At 55.8% G+C, this 18255-nt stretch carries 18 protein-coding genes and 1 other annotated feature; of the genes, 16 read left to right on the forward strand and 2 right to left on the reverse strand.

Annotation, left to right across the window (positions count from 1 at the left end):
* From dnaA to ACQG0S_RS00030, 6 genes are all read left to right on the forward strand, one after another.
* On the forward strand, nucleotides 1-1395 hold a 1395-nt coding region (dnaA, locus tag ACQG0S_RS00005), incomplete at its 5' end, for a chromosomal replication initiator protein DnaA (RefSeq protein WP_223831758.1).
* Nucleotides 1396-1399: 4 nt separating this feature from the next.
* Nucleotides 1400-2500 (forward strand): DNA polymerase III subunit beta, encoded by a 1101-nt coding sequence (gene dnaN / locus ACQG0S_RS00010; protein WP_003861122.1) that lies wholly within the window; start codon nucleotides 1400-1402, stop codon nucleotides 2498-2500.
* Nucleotides 2500-3573: a DNA replication/repair protein RecF gene (gene recF, locus ACQG0S_RS00015; RefSeq protein ID WP_022646527.1), complete on the forward strand. Its 1074-nt coding sequence runs from the start codon at nucleotides 2500-2502 to the stop codon at nucleotides 3571-3573. Before dnaN ends, recF begins: the two co-directional genes overlap by 1 nt.
* Nucleotides 3574-3601: 28 nt before the next feature.
* On the forward strand, nucleotides 3602-6013 hold the full coding sequence (gyrB, locus tag ACQG0S_RS00020; RefSeq protein ID WP_023305131.1) for a DNA topoisomerase (ATP-hydrolyzing) subunit B: 2412 nt from the start codon (nucleotides 3602-3604) through the stop codon (nucleotides 6011-6013).
* A gap of 229 nt (nucleotides 6014-6242) precedes the next feature.
* On the forward strand, nucleotides 6243-6947 hold the full coding sequence (locus ACQG0S_RS00025) for a hypothetical protein (RefSeq protein WP_022646529.1): 705 nt from the start codon (nucleotides 6243-6245) through the stop codon (nucleotides 6945-6947).
* Between the two features lie 2 nt (nucleotides 6948-6949).
* Complete coding sequence (locus ACQG0S_RS00030) at nucleotides 6950-7351, forward strand: hypothetical protein (RefSeq protein WP_048966201.1); 402 nt, start codon at nucleotides 6950-6952, stop codon at nucleotides 7349-7351.
* On the opposite strand, the gene ACQG0S_RS00035 is transcribed toward ACQG0S_RS00030, so the two are convergent.
* Nucleotides 7348-8286 (reverse strand): LysR family transcriptional regulator, encoded by a 939-nt coding sequence (locus ACQG0S_RS00035; RefSeq protein ID WP_426749889.1) that lies wholly within the window; start codon nucleotides 8284-8286, stop codon nucleotides 7348-7350. The genes ACQG0S_RS00030 and ACQG0S_RS00035 overlap by 4 nt on opposite strands.
* Before the next feature lie 110 nt (nucleotides 8287-8396).
* Here ACQG0S_RS00035 and ACQG0S_RS00040 point away from each other — a divergent pair, with 110 nt between their 5' ends.
* From ACQG0S_RS00040 to ACQG0S_RS00075, 8 genes are all read left to right on the forward strand, one after another.
* Nucleotides 8397-9422, forward strand: a complete 1026-nt coding sequence (locus tag ACQG0S_RS00040) for a zinc-dependent alcohol dehydrogenase family protein (RefSeq protein ID WP_045620988.1) — start codon at nucleotides 8397-8399, stop codon at nucleotides 9420-9422.
* Nucleotides 9423-9535: 113 nt separating this feature from the next.
* Nucleotides 9536-10348, forward strand: a complete 813-nt coding sequence (yidA, locus tag ACQG0S_RS00045; RefSeq protein ID WP_023298954.1) for a sugar-phosphatase — start codon at nucleotides 9536-9538, stop codon at nucleotides 10346-10348.
* 226 nt (nucleotides 10349-10574) lie between these two features.
* Nucleotides 10575-11264, forward strand: a complete 690-nt coding sequence (gene dgoR, locus ACQG0S_RS00050) for a D-galactonate utilization transcriptional regulator DgoR (RefSeq protein ID WP_003861109.1) — start codon at nucleotides 10575-10577, stop codon at nucleotides 11262-11264.
* Nucleotides 11261-12139, forward strand: a complete 879-nt coding sequence (locus ACQG0S_RS00055) for a 2-dehydro-3-deoxygalactonokinase (protein WP_022646534.1) — start codon at nucleotides 11261-11263, stop codon at nucleotides 12137-12139. Before dgoR ends, ACQG0S_RS00055 begins: the two co-directional genes overlap by 4 nt.
* Nucleotides 12123-12740, forward strand: a complete 618-nt coding sequence (locus tag ACQG0S_RS00060; protein ID WP_038414979.1) for a 2-dehydro-3-deoxy-6-phosphogalactonate aldolase — start codon at nucleotides 12123-12125, stop codon at nucleotides 12738-12740. Before ACQG0S_RS00055 ends, ACQG0S_RS00060 begins: the two co-directional genes overlap by 17 nt.
* Nucleotides 12737-13885, forward strand: coding sequence for a galactonate dehydratase (dgoD, locus tag ACQG0S_RS00065; RefSeq protein ID WP_426749892.1), 1149 nt, complete (start codon nucleotides 12737-12739; stop codon nucleotides 13883-13885). The genes ACQG0S_RS00060 and dgoD overlap by 4 nt, the downstream gene beginning before the upstream one ends.
* Before the next feature lie 117 nt (nucleotides 13886-14002).
* Nucleotides 14003-15340, forward strand: a complete 1338-nt coding sequence (locus tag ACQG0S_RS00070) for an MFS transporter (protein ID WP_161177384.1) — start codon at nucleotides 14003-14005, stop codon at nucleotides 15338-15340.
* A 51-nt stretch (nucleotides 15341-15391) separates the two neighbouring features.
* A complete protein-coding gene (locus tag ACQG0S_RS00075) occupies nucleotides 15392-16621 on the forward strand; it encodes a DUF3748 domain-containing protein (RefSeq protein WP_075208090.1) in 1230 nt (409 codons plus the stop codon).
* On the opposite strand, the gene ACQG0S_RS00080 is transcribed toward ACQG0S_RS00075, so the two are convergent.
* Nucleotides 16618-16950 (reverse strand): YceK/YidQ family lipoprotein, encoded by a 333-nt coding sequence (locus ACQG0S_RS00080; RefSeq protein ID WP_032622035.1) that lies wholly within the window; start codon nucleotides 16948-16950, stop codon nucleotides 16618-16620. The two genes, ACQG0S_RS00075 and ACQG0S_RS00080, sit on opposite strands and share 4 nt — an antisense overlap.
* Nucleotides 16951-17197: 247 nt before the next feature.
* Nucleotides 17198-17272: a sequence feature (ROSE (Repression Of Heat Shock gene Expression) occurs in the 5'-region of heat shock genes and acts as an RNA thermometer to modulate expression.), on the forward strand.
* On the opposite strand from ACQG0S_RS00080, the gene ibpA reads away from it, so the two are divergent.
* Nucleotides 17266-17676 carry a small heat shock chaperone IbpA gene (ibpA, locus tag ACQG0S_RS00085; RefSeq protein WP_003861094.1) on the forward strand — a complete coding sequence of 137 codons (411 nt, stop codon included), beginning with the start codon at nucleotides 17266-17268 and terminating at the stop codon, nucleotides 17674-17676. It overlaps the preceding feature by 7 nt.
* 136 nt (nucleotides 17677-17812) lie before the next feature.
* On the forward strand, nucleotides 17813-18241 hold the full coding sequence (gene ibpB, locus ACQG0S_RS00090; RefSeq protein WP_022646539.1) for a small heat shock chaperone IbpB: 429 nt from the start codon (nucleotides 17813-17815) through the stop codon (nucleotides 18239-18241).
* Nucleotides 18242-18255 lie beyond the last annotated feature (14 nt).

Raw genomic sequence — 18255 nt, forward strand, 5'->3', positions numbered from 1 at the left:
GTGTCACTTTCGCTTTGGCAGCAGTGTCTTGCCCGATTGCAGGATGAGTTACCAGCCACAGAATTCAGTATGTGGATCCGCCCATTGCAGGCGGAACTGAGCGATAACACGCTGGCTTTGTACGCGCCAAACCGTTTCGTGCTCGATTGGGTAAGGGATAAATACCTTAATAACATCAATGGACTGCTGAACGATTTCTGCGGGTCAGATGCCCCACAGCTGCGTTTTGAAGTGGGCACAAAGCCGGTCACCCAAACCGTTCGTGAAGTTGTCAATGTGGCAGCCCCTGCACAGGCGGCGCCCGCTCCAGCGCCTCGCGTTGCACCGGCTCGTCAGGGCTGGGATAACGTTCCAGCCCCCGCTGAGCCTACCTACCGCTCTAATGTTAACGTGAAACACACGTTCGATAACTTCGTTGAAGGTAAGTCGAACCAGCTGGCGCGCGCGGCGGCCCGCCAGGTTGCCGATAATCCCGGTGGTGCTTACAACCCGCTGTTCCTTTATGGCGGCACGGGTCTCGGTAAAACGCACCTGCTGCATGCGGTGGGCAACGGCATTATGGCGCGTAAGCCCAATGCCAAAGTAGTGTATATGCACTCCGAACGCTTCGTTCAGGACATGGTAAAAGCCCTGCAAAACAATGCGATCGAAGAGTTTAAACGCTACTACCGTTCCGTTGATGCGCTGCTGATCGATGACATCCAGTTCTTTGCCAATAAAGAACGATCGCAGGAAGAGTTTTTCCACACCTTTAACGCCCTGCTGGAAGGCAATCAGCAGATCATTTTGACCTCGGATCGTTATCCAAAAGAGATCAACGGCGTTGAAGATCGTCTCAAATCCCGCTTCGGCTGGGGCCTGACCGTGGCGATCGAGCCGCCGGAGCTGGAAACCCGCGTCGCGATCCTGATGAAAAAAGCCGACGAGAACGACATTCGCCTGCCGGGTGAAGTGGCGTTCTTTATTGCCAAGCGCCTGCGTTCCAACGTTCGTGAGCTGGAAGGGGCACTGAACCGCGTTATCGCCAACGCCAATTTTACCGGTCGTGCGATCACCATCGATTTTGTGCGTGAAGCGCTGCGCGATTTGTTGGCATTGCAGGAAAAACTGGTCACCATCGACAATATTCAGAAGACGGTGGCTGAGTACTACAAGATCAAAGTGGCAGATTTACTGTCTAAACGTCGTTCCCGCTCGGTGGCGCGTCCGCGTCAGATGGCGATGGCGCTGGCAAAAGAGCTCACCAACCACAGCCTGCCGGAAATCGGTGATGCGTTTGGTGGCCGTGACCATACGACCGTGCTGCACGCCTGTCGCAAGATTGAGCAGTTACGCGAAGAAAGCCACGACATAAAAGAAGATTTTTCCAATTTAATCAGAACATTATCATCGTGACGCTATGAAATTTACCGTTGAACGTGAACATTTATTAAAACCGCTGCAACAGGTGAGTGGCCCATTAGGCGGCCGCCCTACGCTGCCTATTCTTGGAAACCTGCTGCTTCAGGTCGCTGACGGTACGCTGTCGCTGACCGGCACAGATCTGGAAATGGAAATGATCGCGCGCGTTACGCTAACTCAGCCGCACGACGCGGGCGCGACCACGGTTCCGGCACGTAAATTCTTTGATATTTGCCGTGGGCTGCCGGAAGGCGCTGAAATCGCCGTGCAGCTGGAGGGCGACCGCATGCTGGTGCGCTCTGGCCGCAGCCGTTTCTCCCTCTCCACGCTGCCCGCTGCGGACTTCCCGAACCTGGATGACTGGCAGAGCGAAGTTGAATTTACCCTGCCGCAGGCGACGATGAAGCGTCTGATTGAAGCCACGCAGTTCTCCATGGCGCATCAGGACGTTCGTTACTACTTAAACGGCATGCTGTTCGAAACCGAAGGTGAAGAGCTGCGTACCGTGGCTACAGACGGTCACCGTCTGGCGGTCTGTTCTATGCCGATTGGCGATTCACTGCCAAACCATTCGGTGATCGTACCGCGTAAAGGCGTAATTGAACTGATGCGTATGCTCGACGGCGGCGACACCCCGCTGCGCGTGCAGATCGGTAGCAACAATATTCGTGCCCACGTGGGCGATTTTGTCTTCACATCGAAGCTGGTAGACGGACGTTTCCCGGATTATCGCCGCGTATTGCCGAAGAACCCGGACAAAACGCTGGAGGCAGGTTGCGACATCCTCAAGCAGGCGTTCGCGCGCGCCGCTATTCTCTCCAACGAGAAATTCCGCGGCGTACGTCTGTACGTGAGTGAAAACCAGATCAAAATCACCGCCAACAACCCGGAGCAGGAAGAGGCAGAAGAGATTCTGGACGTCACCTACGCCGGGGCTGAGATGGAAATCGGCTTCAACGTCAGCTATGTGCTGGATGTGCTGAATGCACTGAAATGCGAGAACGTTCGCATCCTGCTGACTGACTCCGTTTCGAGCGTACAGATTGAAGATGCCGCATCACAGTCGGCTGCTTATGTTGTCATGCCAATGAGACTGTAATGTCGCTCACCCGTCTGTTGATCCGCGACTTTCGCAACATCGAGAGCGCGGATCTCGCTTTATCCCCTGGCTTTAATTTCCTGGTTGGCGCGAACGGCAGCGGCAAAACCAGCGTGCTGGAAGCCATCTATACGCTCGGTCATGGCCGGGCGTTTCGCAGTTTGCAGATTGGTCGCGTAATTCGCCACGAGCAGGATGCGTTTGTGCTGCATGGGCGCTTGCAGGGCGCCGAGCGGGAAACCGCCATCGGCCTGACCAAAGACAAGCAGGGCGACAGCAAGGTGCGCATCGACGGCACCGACGGCCACAAGGTGGCGGAGCTGGCACTGCTGATGCCGATGCAGCTGATTACGCCGGAGGGGTTTACTTTACTCAACGGCGGCCCCAAATACAGAAGAGCGTTCCTCGACTGGGGATGCTTTCACAATGAAGCCGGTTTCTTTAACGCCTGGAGCAATCTGAAGCGTCTGCTTAAACAGCGTAACGCCGCATTGCGCCAGGTCACGCGCTACGCCCAGCTGCGTCCGTGGGACATGGAATTAATTCCTCTTGCGGAACAAATCAGCCGCTGGCGTGCCGAATACAGCGCAGGTATCGCCGAAGACATGGCCGATACCTGCAAACAGTTTTTACCCGAGTTCTCTCTCACCTTCTCTTTCCAGCGTGGCTGGGAAAAAGAGACGGATTATGCCGAGGTGTTAGAGAGAAGCTTCGAGCGCGATCGCATGTTGACCTACACCGCGCACGGCCCGCACAAGGCGGATTTCCGCATTCGTGCCGACGGTGCGCCGGTGGAAGACACGCTGTCGCGCGGGCAGTTGAAGCTCCTGATGTGCGCGCTGCGCCTGGCGCAGGGGGAATTCCTCACCCGCGAAAGTGGGCGACGCTGCCTGTACCTGATAGATGATTTTGCCTCGGAACTTGACGACGCGCGGCGCGGGCTACTTGCCAGCCGCTTAAAAGCCACGCAGTCGCAGGTTTTCGTCAGCGCCATTAGCGCTGAACACGTTATGGACATGTCGGACGAAAATTCGAAGATGTTTACCGTGGAAAAGGGTAAAATAACGGATTAACCCAAGTTGAAATGAGCGAGAAACGTTGATGTCGAATTCTTATGACTCCTCCAGTATCAAAGTCCTGAAAGGACTGGATGCGGTGCGTAAGCGCCCGGGTATGTATATCGGCGACACGGATGACGGCACCGGTCTGCACCACATGGTATTCGAGGTGGTAGATAACGCTATCGACGAAGCGCTCGCGGGTCACTGTAAAGACATCGTGGTCACGATCCATGCGGACAACTCCGTGTCCGTTACCGATGACGGTCGTGGCATCCCAACCGGTATTCACCCGGAAGAGGGCGTATCTGCTGCGGAAGTTATCATGACCGTTCTGCACGCAGGCGGTAAGTTCGATGATAACTCCTATAAAGTTTCCGGCGGTCTGCACGGCGTAGGCGTATCCGTAGTAAACGCCCTGTCGCAGAAGCTGGAGCTGGTTATCCAGCGCGAAGGCAAAATTCACCGCCAGATTTACACCCATGGTGTGCCGCAGGCACCGCTGGCCGTTACCGGTGATACCGACAAAACCGGTACCATGGTGCGTTTCTGGCCGAGCCTTGAAACCTTCACCAACGTCACCGAATTCGAGTACGAGATCCTGGCGAAACGCCTGCGTGAACTGTCGTTCCTGAACTCCGGCGTGTCGATTCGACTGCGCGACAAACGCGACAACAAAGAAGACCACTTCCACTACGAAGGCGGTATCAAGGCGTTCGTTGAGTATCTGAACAAGAACAAAACGCCAATTCACCCGAATATCTTCTACTTCTCTACTGAAAAAGACGGTATCGGCGTGGAAGTGGCACTGCAGTGGAACGATGGTTTCCAGGAAAACATCTACTGCTTTACCAACAACATTCCACAGCGCGACGGCGGTACGCACCTTGCGGGCTTCCGCGCGGCGATGACCCGTACCCTGAACGCCTACATGGACAAAGAAGGCTACAGCAAAAAAGCGAAAGTCAGCGCCACCGGTGACGATGCCCGTGAAGGCCTGATTGCCGTGGTCTCCGTGAAGGTGCCGGATCCGAAATTCTCCTCACAGACCAAAGACAAGCTGGTCTCTTCTGAGGTGAAATCGGCGGTTGAACAGCAGATGAACGAACTGCTGAGCGAATACCTGCTGGAAAACCCGTCCGACGCGAAAATCGTGGTGGGTAAAATTATCGATGCGGCGCGTGCCCGTGAAGCGGCGCGTAAAGCCCGTGAAATGACCCGCCGTAAAGGCGCGCTGGACCTGGCAGGCCTGCCGGGCAAACTGGCTGACTGCCAGGAACGCGATCCGGCGCTTTCTGAACTGTACCTTGTGGAAGGGGACTCCGCGGGCGGTTCTGCAAAGCAGGGCCGTAACCGCAAGAACCAGGCGATTCTGCCGCTGAAGGGTAAAATCCTCAACGTTGAGAAAGCGCGCTTCGACAAGATGCTCTCTTCTCAGGAAGTGGCGACGCTCATCACCGCGCTCGGCTGCGGCATCGGTCGCGACGAGTACAACCCGGACAAACTGCGATATCACAGCATCATCATCATGACCGATGCGGACGTCGACGGCTCGCACATTCGTACGCTGCTGTTGACCTTCTTCTATCGTCAGATGCCGGAAATCGTTGAGCGCGGCCACGTCTACATTGCCCAGCCGCCGCTGTATAAAGTGAAGAAAGGCAAGCAGGAACAGTACATTAAAGATGACGAGGCGATGGATCAGTACCAAATCGCGATCGCCCTTGATGGTGCGACCCTGCACGCAAACTCCAGCGCGCCAGCGCTGGCCGGTGAACCGCTGGAGCGTCTGGTCTCCGAGTTCAACGCCACGCAGAAAATGATTGGCCGTATGGAGCGTCGCTATCCGAAAGCGCTGCTGAAAGAGCTGATTTATCAGCCGACCCTGACCGAAGCCGATCTGAGCAACGAGCAGACCGTCACCCGCTGGGTGAACACCCTGGTGAGCGAGCTGAACGAGAAAGAGCAGCACGGCAGCCAGTGGAAGTTCGACGTTCAGCAGAACGCTGAGCAGCAGTTCGAGCCGATTGTTCGCGTGCGTACCCACGGCGTCGATACCGACTACCCGCTGGAGCACGAGTTTGTTACTGGTCCGGAATACCGCCGTATCTGCACCCTCGGCGAGAAGCTGCGTGGTCTGATCGAAGACGACGCGTTCATCGAACGTGGCGAGCGTCGTCAGCCGGTAGCCAGCTTCGAACAGGCGCTGGAGTGGCTGGTGAAAGAGTCCCGTCGTGGCCTCTCTATTCAGCGTTATAAAGGCCTGGGCGAAATGAACCCGGATCAGCTGTGGGAAACCACCATGGATCCGGAAAGCCGTCGCATGCTGCGCGTCACCGTTAAAGACGCAATCGCAGCGGATCAGCTGTTCACTACCCTGATGGGTGACGCGGTTGAACCACGTCGCGCCTTCATCGAAGAGAACGCCCTGAAAGCAGCGAATATCGATATTTAACGGTTGTTTTTGTGGGGCTCATTCCAAATGACGTCTCAAAAAGAATGCAGTCGGCTAAGAACAAAAAAGAGAGTGACATGATGTCACTCTCTTTTTTTTACTTATATTTGAATATCAATAAAACGAAGTCGATCTCATTGATGTGATCCTCGCTCAGGAGTATATACCCCGATAAAGAGTATGGTGGTCTGTTAAAGTTGAAATCGGTACGGAAAAAGGAATAAACCGTATGAGCAGCAGGAGCGATATTATCGGGGCCGATGAATGGCAGGTAACGACCCGCAGCGGCCTCGTCTACAGTGAGGTCCTCGGTTGGATCGACCTGGGGCATGCCAGGGGCGAAGATATTTCCCTGCTTCTGGCTGATTTCAGCAGCGGCGAAGCCAGTGGCAGACCTTATTACACGATTGCATACAATCAGAGAATGAATATCGGGAAAGGACTGGCCGGAACGGGTAAGTTTGTTCGCTGGGAAATAAAACGTGGGCGCTCGATGTCAGAAATTAACAGCATTGCCCTGGCTATGATGATGGATACCGCGAGAAATTTTGAAAATTACCAGTCCCGCGCTTTTTTCAGTTGGTACACCGATAGCGGGTTCAGCGGAGAAGACCTGGTGTCGGATCTGCTCGGTTTTTACAGGGCGCTGATTCCTTCGGATTACCGGGCTCAGTTGCGGCCTGTCAGTCGTGAAAGCGCACTACGCCGCTGGGATCATTACGGACCGATCGGTAATTTCAAGAACCGGGGTTTTCTTCCATTGATTTTTCCCGACCCTGATGACCTTAATATCCGGCATGAACCCTATAAAGGCCCGCTTCCCCGCTTTATGAGGTGGGTAACGCCGTTTGATAACTTCAGTTCAGACATTGTTCGTATTCTTAACGATAACGGCACATATCATTCCTTCTTTACCCACTCAGGACGACGTTGAGCATGAAAAAGTTAGCCATATTCTCAGGGCTGGCCATTGTGATTGTCACGGTCATATACCTCCTTTTGCCGTATGAGCCTGAGATGACATATCGTGAATCAGATAGGGTTCGCTATCATTTTTACACACCGGCATCGATTAAGCAGGCACCACGCCTGTCACCGGATTATACCTTCAGCCACTCTGCTGCAAATGGACAGCCAGAGACCGCTGGGGTGTGCTTTAGCGGGGTATCTGATGCCGCTGTACTTAAACAATATCTTGTTTCGCGTGGCTACGCCTTTGCCAGAAAGGCCCCCGTCGGGGAGCTATGGACGTCAGAACGTCATCGGGATGTGTACTTCACTGTTATCAGCAGGGTTTCGCCTGGCAGGCAAGTTTGCCTTTTTGAATCAGAACGTTAACTTGCACCTTCGACGCGGCTTGCAGGAAAGTCCAGCGACATCACTGACGGTAAACGGCTGGCAAGCGTATCGACAGCAATTCTAACCCTCAGCGGCAGATGCGGCGTCTGCTGCCAGACTGCATGAACGTCGAAGCGCACGTCCGGTGCCTGCTTTAAAAGCGGGATGAGTTTTTCCTGATGTATTTCTCTGCGGGCCATCCAGCAGGGCAACCACGCAAGGCCGTGTCCGGCCAGCGCAGCGTCGCAGATTGCCTGTAAATCATCCATATTGAGCGATGAGCGGGGAGTAAAGGTGTGCGATCTCCCTTCGCTATCCATTAGCTGCCAGGGCAGCACTCTGCCTGATCGCAGATAGTTAATGGCAGTGTGGTGGGGTAAATCAGCAACGTTTTCTGGCTGGCCGTTCTTCATCAGGTAATCCGGGGCGGCACACAGCACCATGCGATGCTCGCCCAGCCTTCTGGCGACCAGCAGGCTGCTGTCCTGCAGCGTGCCGTTACGTACCGCCATATCAAAGCCTTCCTCTACCAGATCCACCACGCGGTCGCTGAATGACATTTCAAGCTCAAGCCCAGGATGTTCCTGCGTCAGTTCTATCAGCAGTGGCGCGACGCACTGGCGACCAAACAGAACCGGCATGGCGACGCGCAGGCGGCCGCTGACCTGCTGCTTCCCTGTTTCAAGCAGCGACTCCACGCCCCGAATCTCCTCCAGCGCGCGAAGGCAGCGTTCATAAAACAGAGCGCCGTTGTCGGTCAGCCTCTGGCTGCGGGTGGTACGCTGGAAAAGACGTACGCCCAGCCGCTCTTCAAGACGAGCAATGCTTTTTCCTACCGCCGAGCGCGACAAATGCAGACGGACGGCGGCCTGCGCAAAACTTCCCGCCTCAACGGCGGCCACAAATACAGGTATATCCTTCAGCGTATCGGTCATGAATTGTATCCACTGCGTCATCAATTATGGGAAAACTTATCGCCACTGGCGACCAAACGTCAACGGTAGACTGTCAGTCCTAAAGCTTATTTGATGGCAGGAGAGAAAAAATGACAGAAACAATGCAGCGCTGGTCAATGAACGCCCTTGGGCGCGAGAGCCTTCAGCTTGTTCAGGTGCCTGTGTCACAGCCAGGCCCGGGGGAGGTTCGCGTAAGGGTTAATGCCGTTGCGCTCAACTACCGGGATAAAATGGTGATTGAAGGCACGATGCCGATTCCGCTTTCCTTCCCGTTTACCCCAGCATCTGACATGGCAGGCGTGGTGGACAGCATTGGCGAAGGCGTTACGCGTTTCAAACCCGGCGCACGCGTCATCTCAACCTTCTTCCCGGAATGGATCGACGGCAAGCCGCAGGCAGACGCGCGCGATTTGCCCTATAAAACGTCCGGTGGATACTTCCAGGGCATGCTGGCCGAATATGTGATTGTGAGTGAAAACGCGCTGGTGGCGTCCCCGGAAAGCCTGGATGACGCTGAGGCCAGCACGCTTCCTTGCGCGGGGCTTACCGCATGGTTCGCGCTGGTGGAGCGCGGTCATTTACGCGCCGGGCAATCGGTGCTGGTACAAGGCACGGGCGGTGTGGCGCTATTCGCTTTGCAGATAGCAAAAGCGCACGGCGCAGAAGTTATTGTTACGTCGGGGAGTGATGAAAAACTGGCTCTAGCCAAAAAGCTGGGAGCCAGCCAGGGCATCAACCGACTGAAAGGCGACTGGGCTGAAAATACGCTGGCACTGACGCAGGATCGCGGCATCGACCATATTATCGAAACCGTGGGTGGGGAGAACCTGAGACATTCCCTTCGCGCGGTAGCCGTTCACGGGCGTATCTCCGTTATTGGCGTGCTGGCCGGAACGGACATTTCCCTGCCTGCTGGCGAGCTGCTGCTGAAATCCCCCGTCATTCAGGGGATTGGGGTTGGACACCGCCGGGCGCTGGAAGATTTCGTCCGTGCTGTTGATGTCACGGAGTTAAAACCGGTGATTGAACATCGCTATCGTTTTGACGAACTGGAACAGGCGCTTGAGCATCTGGATCGCGGTGCGTTTGGCAAAATCGTTCTCACCCGCGAGTGAGTTCTTGTTCCCGGGATAAATATAAAAGGGGCTTTTTGTTACGCAAGGTAGCTCTATTTTTGTGTGCTTAATCGCGTTAGCATGAAATAGCACTCATTTATCCCGGGGACCTCATGGCTATCAAACTCATTGCAATCGATATGGACGGCACGCTGCTGCTGCCAGACCACACTATCTCTCCTGCCGTTAAAAATGCGATCGCCGCCGCACGCGAAAAAGGCGTGAACGTGGTGCTCACCACCGGACGCCCGTATGCCGGGGTGCACAGCTACCTGAAAGAGCTGCACATGAACCAGCCTGGCGATTACTGCATCACCTATAACGGCGCGCTAGTGCAAAAGGCAGCCGATGGCAGCACGGTGGCGCAAACTGCACTGAGCTATGATGACTACCTGTTCCTGGAAAAGCTCTCCCGCGAAGTGGGCTCTCACTTCCACGCGCTCGATCGCAATACGCTTTACACCGCCAACCGCGATATCAGCTACTACACGGTGCACGAGTCCTACGTTGCAACCATTCCACTGGTGTTCTGCGAAGCGGAAAACATGGACCCGGCAACCCAGTTCCTGAAAGTGATGATGATTGATGAACCTGCGGTTCTCGACAAAGCCATCTCACGCATTCCGGCTGAGGTAAAAGAGAAATACACCGTGCTGAAAAGTGCGCCGTACTTCCTCGAAATCCTCGATAAACGCGTCAATAAAGGCACGGGTGTCAAATCGCTTGCCGATGCGCTGGGCATCAAGCCTGAGGAGATTATGGCGCTGGGCGACCAGGAAAACGATATTGCGATGATCGAATATGCAGGCATGGGCGTGGCGATGGATAACGCCATCCCGTCGGTGAAAGAAGTGGCGAACTTCGTCACCAAATCTAACCTGGAAGACGGCGTGGCTTATGCGATTGAGAAATTTGTCCTGTCCTAACAGCTGTCTGTAATCATCAGCCTCGGTTATCAACCGGGGCTTTTTTTGGCGCTGAATTTATCGAATTGTTCTTTTTGTGATCTGGATTGTAGTACAACATTAACTGATTGTACTACATTGTCACCACGGCAAAGGCGAAAGGACTCACGTTTGTACTGCAAAAGTGAGGCGAAATTCAGCGGTCGCGGTAAAGTAGTGATGGACTTACAGAGCACAAGGACTCTCCATGACACTCAATAAAACCGATCGCATTGTCATCACGCTGGGCACTCAGATTGTGGGTGGCAAATACGTTCCCGGTTCGCCGCTGCCAGCAGAGGCGGAACTGTGCGAGGAGTTTGAAACCTCGCGCAACATCATCCGGGAAGTGTTCCGCTCGCTGATGGCGAAGCGGCTGATTGAAATGAAGCGCTATCGCGGCGCGTTTGTTGCGCCGCGTAACCAGTGGAACTACCTCGATACCGATGTTCTGCAATGGGTACTGGAAAACGACTACGACCCACGGCTTATCGGCGCGATGAGCGAAGTCCGAAATCTGGTGGAACCGGCCATCGCCCGCTGGGCGGCAGAGCGCGCAACGTCAGGTGACCTGGCACAGATTGAGTCGGCGTTAAACGACATGATCGCCAATAACCAGAATCGGGAGGCGTTCAACGAGGCGGACATTCGCTACCACGAGGCGGTACTGCAGTCGGTGCATAACCCGGTGTTACAGCAGCTTAGCGTGGCGATCAGCTCGCTACAGCGAGCAGTATTTGAACGTACCTGGATGGGCGATGAGGCCAACATGCCGAAAACGCTTCAGGAACATAAAGCGCTGTTCGATGCGATACGGCATCAGGACGGCGATGCGGCAGAGCAGGCGGCACTGACCATGATCGCCAGCTCGACACGAAGGTTGAAGGAAATCACATGACATCACGCTACATCGCAATTGACTGGGGATCGACCAATCTGCGCGCCTGGCTCTACCAGGGGGAGCAGTGTCTGGAAAGCAGGCAATCAGAAGCAGGTGTGACGCGCCTGAACGGTAAATCCCCCGAAGCGGTGTTAGCAGAGGTGACACAAAACTGGCGCGACGGTACTACGCCAGTGGTGATGGCCGGAATGGTCGGCAGTAACGTGGGCTGGAAGGTTGCGCCTTACCTGTCGGTTCCGGTGCATTTCACCGCCGTTGGCGAGCAGTTAACGTCCGTTGGCGACAATGTCTGGATTATTCCCGGTTTATGCGTCTCTCGCGACGATAACCATAACGTGATGCGCGGCGAAGAGACGCAGCTGCTCGGGGCGCGCACCCTTTCTCCTTCTTCTGTCTACGTCATGCCCGGGACGCACTGCAAATGGGTCCAGGCGGATGCTGAGCAAATTCATGATTTCCGCACGGTGATGACCGGCGAACTGCACCACTTGCTGCTTAAGCATTCGCTGGTGGGGGCCGGTTTGCCGGAGCAAACCCCTTCGCCGGAAGCGTTTGCCGCCGGGCTTGAGCGCGGGATCGCATCCCCTGCCGTTTTGCCGCAACTTTTTGAGGTTCGCGCCTCGCACGTGCTGGGAAATCTTCCGCGCGAGCAGGTCAGCGAATTTCTGTCCGGCCTGCTGATTGGCGCCGAAGTCGCCACCCTGAGCGACGCATTCGCCGGGCAGCAGGCCATCACGCTCGTCGCGGGTTCATCGCTGACGTCTCGTTACCGCCAGGCGTTCCACGCTATCGGACGGGATGTTGCTGCGGTGGAAGGCGACACGGCATTTCAGGCAGGCATAAGGAGCATCGCTCATGCAGTGGCAAACTGAACTTCCCCTGATCGCGATTTTGCGCGGTATCACGCCCGGTGAGGCCTTAGCGCACGTTGGCGCGGTGATCGACGCCGGGTTCGACGCGGTGGAAATCCCGCTCAACTCCCCGGAATGGGAAAAAAGCATTCCGGCAGTTGTTAAGGCGTTCGGTGATAAGGCGCTGATTGGCGCTGGTACCGTATTACAGCCGGAGCAGGTGGATGAACTGGCGAAGATGGGCTGCAAGCTTATCGTCACACCGAATATCAACCCCGAGGTGATCCGCCGGGCGGTGGATTACGGCATGACCGTATGCCCGGGTTGCGCCACGGCCACAGAAGCCTTTGCCGCCCTCGATGCGGGCGCACAGTCTCTCAAAATTTTCCCGTCGTCGGCCTTTGGTCCGGATTACATCAAAGCGCTGAAAGCGGTCTTACCCGCCAGCGTGCCGGTCTTTGCCGTGGGCGGCGTCACGCCGGAAAACCTGGTGCAGTGGATAAAAGCAGGTTGTGCGGGCGCGGGGCTGGGCAGCGATCTCTATCGTGCCGGACAGCCCGTTGAGCGTACCGCACAGCAGGCGGCAGCATTTGTGAAAGCGTATCGAGAGGCAGTGCAATGAAAATAACCAAACTTACCACGTACCGTTTACCCCCGCGTTGGATGTTCCTGAAAATCGAAACCGACGAAGGCGTGGTTGGCTGGGGCGAGCCGGTGATTGAAGGCCGTGCGCGTACGGTTGAAGCCGCGGTTCACGAGCTGGGTGAATACCTGATTGGCCAGGATCCGGCGCGCATCAACGACCTGTGGCAGGTCATGTACCGGGCGGGATTTTACCGTGGCGGTCCGATCCTGATGAGCGCCATCGCCGGTATCGATCAGGCGCTGTGGGATATCAAAGGCAAAGTTCTGAATGCCCCGGTCTGGCAATTAATGGGCGGCCTGGTGCGAGACAAAATCAAAGCCTACAGCTGGGTGGGCGGTGACCGCCCTGCGGAAGTGATCGACGGTATCCGGCAGCTGCGCAACATCGGTTTTGACACCTTCAAACTCAACGGCTGCGAAGAGATGGGCGTTATCGACAACTCGCGCGCGGTAGACCGGGCGGTGAACACCGTGGCGCAAATCCGCGAGGCTTTCGGCAACGAGATTGAGTTTGGCCTGGATTTCCACGGCCGCGTCAGCGCGCCAATGGCCAAAGTGCTGATTAAAGAGCTGGAGCCGTATCGCCCGCTGTTTATTGAAGAGCCTGTTCTGGCCGAGCAGGCGGTATACTATCCAAAACTGGCTGAACAGACGCACATTCCCATCGCGGCGGGGGAGCGTATGTTCTCGCGCTTCGAGTTTAAGCGCGTGCTGGAAGCGGGTGGCATTGCGATCCTGCAACCGGACCTCTCCCACGCGGGTGGCATCACCGAATGCTACAAAATTGCCGGCATGGCAGAAGCCTACGATGTGGCGCTGGCGCCGCACTGTCCGCTTGGGCCGATTGCGCTGGCAGCCTGTCTGCATGTGGACTTCGTCTCCCGCAATGCGGTGTTCCAGGAACAAAGCATGGGCATTCACTATAACAAGGGCGCGGAGCTGCTCGACTTTGTGAAAAACAAGGAAGACTTCAGCATGGAAGGCGGTTTCTTTAAACCGTTAACGAAGCCGGGCCTTGGCGTGGAGATCGACGAAGCCAAAGTCATTGAGCTGAGTAAAAGTGCGCCGGACTGGCGTAACCCACTGTGGCGTCATGAAGACGGTTCCGTAGCCGAGTGGTAAATCGCCGGATGGCGCTACGCTTATCCGGCCTACTCTCTCGTAGGCCCGGTAAGCGAAGCGCCACCGGGCAAAAAAAACGTACATAGAAAAAATATAACCCTCTGTAAATTACAGGGCATGGTGAGCGGCTTCGCTATGCCCAAAATCTGGAGACAGATTGCGATGGATATTCCAGTTACTGCTACAAAAACCGGGCGTCGTCGTTACCTGACGCTGATCATGATCTTTATTACCGTGGTCATCTGTTATGTCGACCGCGCCAACCTCGCCGTGGCATCGGCCCATATTCAGGAAGAGTTTGGCATCACCAAAGCGGAAATGGGTTACGTCTTCTCGGCGTTTGCCTGGCTGTATACGCTCTGCCAGATCCCCGGCGGCTGGTTCCTTGACCGCGTGGGGTCACGTCTGACCTACTTTATCGCTATTTTGGGCTGGTCCGTGGCGACCCTGTTCCAGGGCTTCGCCACCGGGCTGATGTCGCTGATAGGCCTGCGCGCCATCACCGGGGTGTTTGAAGCGCCCGCGTTCCCGACCAACAACCGCATGGTGACCAGCTGGTTCCCTGAACACGAACGTGCTTCCGCTGTTGGTTTTTACACCTCCGGGCAGTTTGTTGGTCTGGCGTTTCTGACGCCGCTGTTAATCTGGATCCAGGAGCTGCTGAGCTGGCACTGGGTGTTCATCGTCACCGGCGGGATCGGCATTATCTGGTCGTTAATCTGGTTTAAGGTCTATCAGCCGCCGCGTCTGACCAAAAGCATCACCAAAGCCGAACTGGACTACATCCGCGACGGCGGCGGTCTGGTGGACGGCGATGCGCCAGTGAAAAAAGAGGCGCGCCAGCCGCTGACCAGAGCGGACTGGAAGCTGGTCTTCCACCGTAAGCTGGTGGGCGTATATCTGGGCCAGTTCGCGGTGACCTCCACGCTGTGGTTCTTCCTCACCTGGTTCCCGAACTATCTGACCCAGGAAAAAGGGATAACCGCGCTGAAGGCGGGCTTTATGACCACCGTACCCTTCCTTGCGGCGTTTTTCGGCGTCCTGCTCTCGGGCTGGCTGGCGGATAAGCTGGTGAAAAAAGGCTTCTCACTGGGCGTTGCGCGTAAAACGCCGATTATCTGCGGACTGCTGATCTCTACCTGCATCATGGGAGCGAACTACACCAACGATCCAGTGTGGATCATGACCCTGATGGCGGTAGCGTTCTTCGGGAACGGTTTTGCCTCCATCACCTGGTCGCTGGTGTCGTCCCTGGCACCCATGCGGCTGATTGGCCTGACTGGTGGCGTATTCAACTTCGTTGGCGGCCTGGGCGGGATCACCGTGCCGCTGGTCATCGGTTACCTGGCGCAGGACTACGGCTTTGGTCCGGCTCTGGTGTATATCTCTGCCGTGGCGCTGATCGGCGCGCTCTCCTACATCCTGCTGGTAGGTGACGTGAAACGAGTAGGCTAATCCCTTCGGATGTTTTACCCTGATGCGATAACCGCGCATCAGGGTATTTTCATGAAACAAATCACCTTCGCTTCCCGCAACCACCAGCTCACCAACATCAACACCTGGACGCCAGACAGCCAGTGGCTTGTCTATGATGTCCGCCCGTCCGGCGCGTCGTTTACCGGTGAAACCATTGAGCGGGTCAATGTTAGTACGGGCGAGGTTGAGGTGATCTACCGTGCGACTGAAGGCGCGCATGTTGGCGTGGTAACCGTTCATCCGGCGCAGGAGAAATATGTTTTTATCCTCGGCCCGAAAAACCCGGATGCAGACTGGCAGTATGATTTTCACCATCGTCAGGGAGTGATTGCGCACAACGGCCAGGTGAGCAATCTTGATGCGATGGATATCACCGCGCCTTACACGGCGGGGGCGCTGCGTGGCGGCAGCCACGTTCACGTTTTTAGCCCGAACGGGCAGTTCGTCAGCTTTACCTACAACGACCATGTGCTGCACGCGCGCGATCCGCAGCTGGATTTGCGTAACGTCGGGGTGGCGGCGCCTTTTGGTCCGGTAAATCCACAGGGGAACCATCCGCGGGAATATGCTGGCACCTTCTGGAGCGTGCTGGTAAGCCGGACAACGCCGAACCCGCAACCGGGCAGCGATGAGATCAACCGCGCCTATGAAGAGGGCTGGGTGGACAACGACAGGCTGGCGTTTATCGGCGATACGGTGTCTGCGAAAGGCGAGAAAGTGCCCGAACTGTTTATTGTGGACCTTCCCAAGGACGAGCAGGGCTGGAAACGGGCGGGCGATGCGCCGTTGCAGGGGACGCCGGATACAATGCCCGCGCCGCCTGCGGGCGTCATGCAACGCCGCCTTACCTTCACCCATCAGAAGGCGTATCCGGGGCTGGTGAACGTGCCGCGCCACTGGGTGCGCAGCAATCCACAGGGGACGCAGATTGCGTTTTTAATGCGGGACGATAACGGCATTGTGCAGCTGTGGCTTATCTCCCCTGAAGGCGGTGAGCCGCGTCAGTTGACCCACGCTGAGAGTGATATTCAGTCGGCCTTTAACTGGCATCCTTCCGGCAACGGGCTGGGGTTTGTGCTTGCAGGCCGCATTGCCTGCTGCGATGCGCAGACCGGAGAGGTGACGTTTTTGACATCCGATCACGGCAATCCGCCGTCTGCTGACGCTGTGGTGTTTTCCCCGGACGGACGTTTTGTTGCGTGGATGGAAGAGAAGGACGGTTTCCGCCAGCTGTGGCTAACGGAAACCGCACAGAATTAGCGCGGGGTCATCTCTGCGGGTGGGATGACGGAGTTAGTCGCCAGCGTCTCCTGCTCGCTTTTCTCAACGCGCGAACGCACTGAGCTGTCGGTGCGGAACATATCCCACGGCAGCAGAAGCGTATCGGCAACCGCCGTAAACGGCATATCAAGAATCGCCAGAGATTTGGTACCCCAGTTTGTCTCATCATCAGAGATCATGGCGGCACTGGCGCGCGTCCCCGGATATGTTCCTTCTTTACCGCCGGTGTGCGACATCACGCTCGAACACCCGCAAAGTAAAACAACCCCGCTGAACGTCGCCAGCTTAATCAGAACATTTCTCATCATCACTCAGTCATCATTAGTAGCACGGCATTGACCTGCAACTCAGGGTTATAGCGAGGCGCGTCCAAAATGGATAGCTCAAAACTCCCGCACTGTGGTCGCCATCGCAATTTAACCCTTTGTGCTGTGCCCCTGAGTCTATGCGACAACCAGCAAAGTGCAAAAAAATCTCACATCAACAGGCTTGAAAAGGCCGTATCCAGACCCATTTTAAGAATGTAACCCGATAACGAACACGCCTGATGGGTGTTCGGGGAAGCAGAAGCCTGTCCATGGTGGAAGGCTACATTTTCTCGCTGATTCCAGGAGTTTTTATCTATGCGTAATTTCGATCTCTCTCCGCTATACCGTTCTGCCATTGGTTTTGATCGTCTGTTCAACCACTTAGAAAACAACCAGAGCCAGAGCAATGGCTATCCTCCTTACAACGTTGAATTGGTTGACGAAAACCACTATCGCATTGCGATTGCTGTCGCCGGTTTCGCAGAGAGCGAACTGGAGATCACCGCGCAGGACAATCTGCTGGTGGTGAAAGGCTCCCATGCGGGCGAGCAGAAAGAACGAACCTACCTCTACCAGGGCATCGCAGAGCGCAACTTTGAACGCAAGTTCCAGCTGGCTGAGAACATCCACGTCAAGGGCGCGAACCTGGTGAACGGCCTGCTGTTTATCGAGCTGGAACGTGTGATTCCGGAAGAGAAAAAACCGCGTCGTATCGAAATCAATTAATTAAGCGGGTCGCGGCTGCGGCCCACCTGAAATTGCTTGCCGTAAAGGGAGCATATGCGAATCCGTAAGGGTTTGCAGGTACAACTGCGCACAAAAATAAACTGTGCCGAACTCGCTTCTCAGAAGGAGATTTAGTATGCGTAACTATGATTTTTCCCCCCTGCTGCGTCAGTGGATCGGTTTTGACAAACTGGCTAACGCGCTGCAAAGCGCAACCGAACAGCAGACGTTTCCGCCGTACAACATCGAAAAAAGCGATGATAACCACTACCGCATCACGCTTGCGCTGGCCGGGTTCCGTCAGGAAGATCTCGACATCCAGCTTGAGGGTACGCGCCTGACCGTTAAAGGGTCACCGGAAAAACCTGACACCGAGACCAAATGGTTGCATCAGGGGCTTGTCACTCAGCCGTTTAGCCTGAGCTTTACCCTGGCAGACCATATGGAAGTTTCTGGCGCGACGTTCACTAACGGGCTGCTGAATATTGACCTCACCCGTAACGTGCCGGAAGCTATCGCGCCGCAGCGTATCGCCATTAGCGACAGGCCGGCGTTAAACAGTTAACAAACCCGCCGAAA

The organism is Enterobacter cloacae complex sp. 418I7 (genome assembly GCF_050030705.1).
Classification (GTDB): Bacteria; Pseudomonadota; Gammaproteobacteria; order Enterobacterales; family Enterobacteriaceae; genus Enterobacter; species Enterobacter intestinihominis.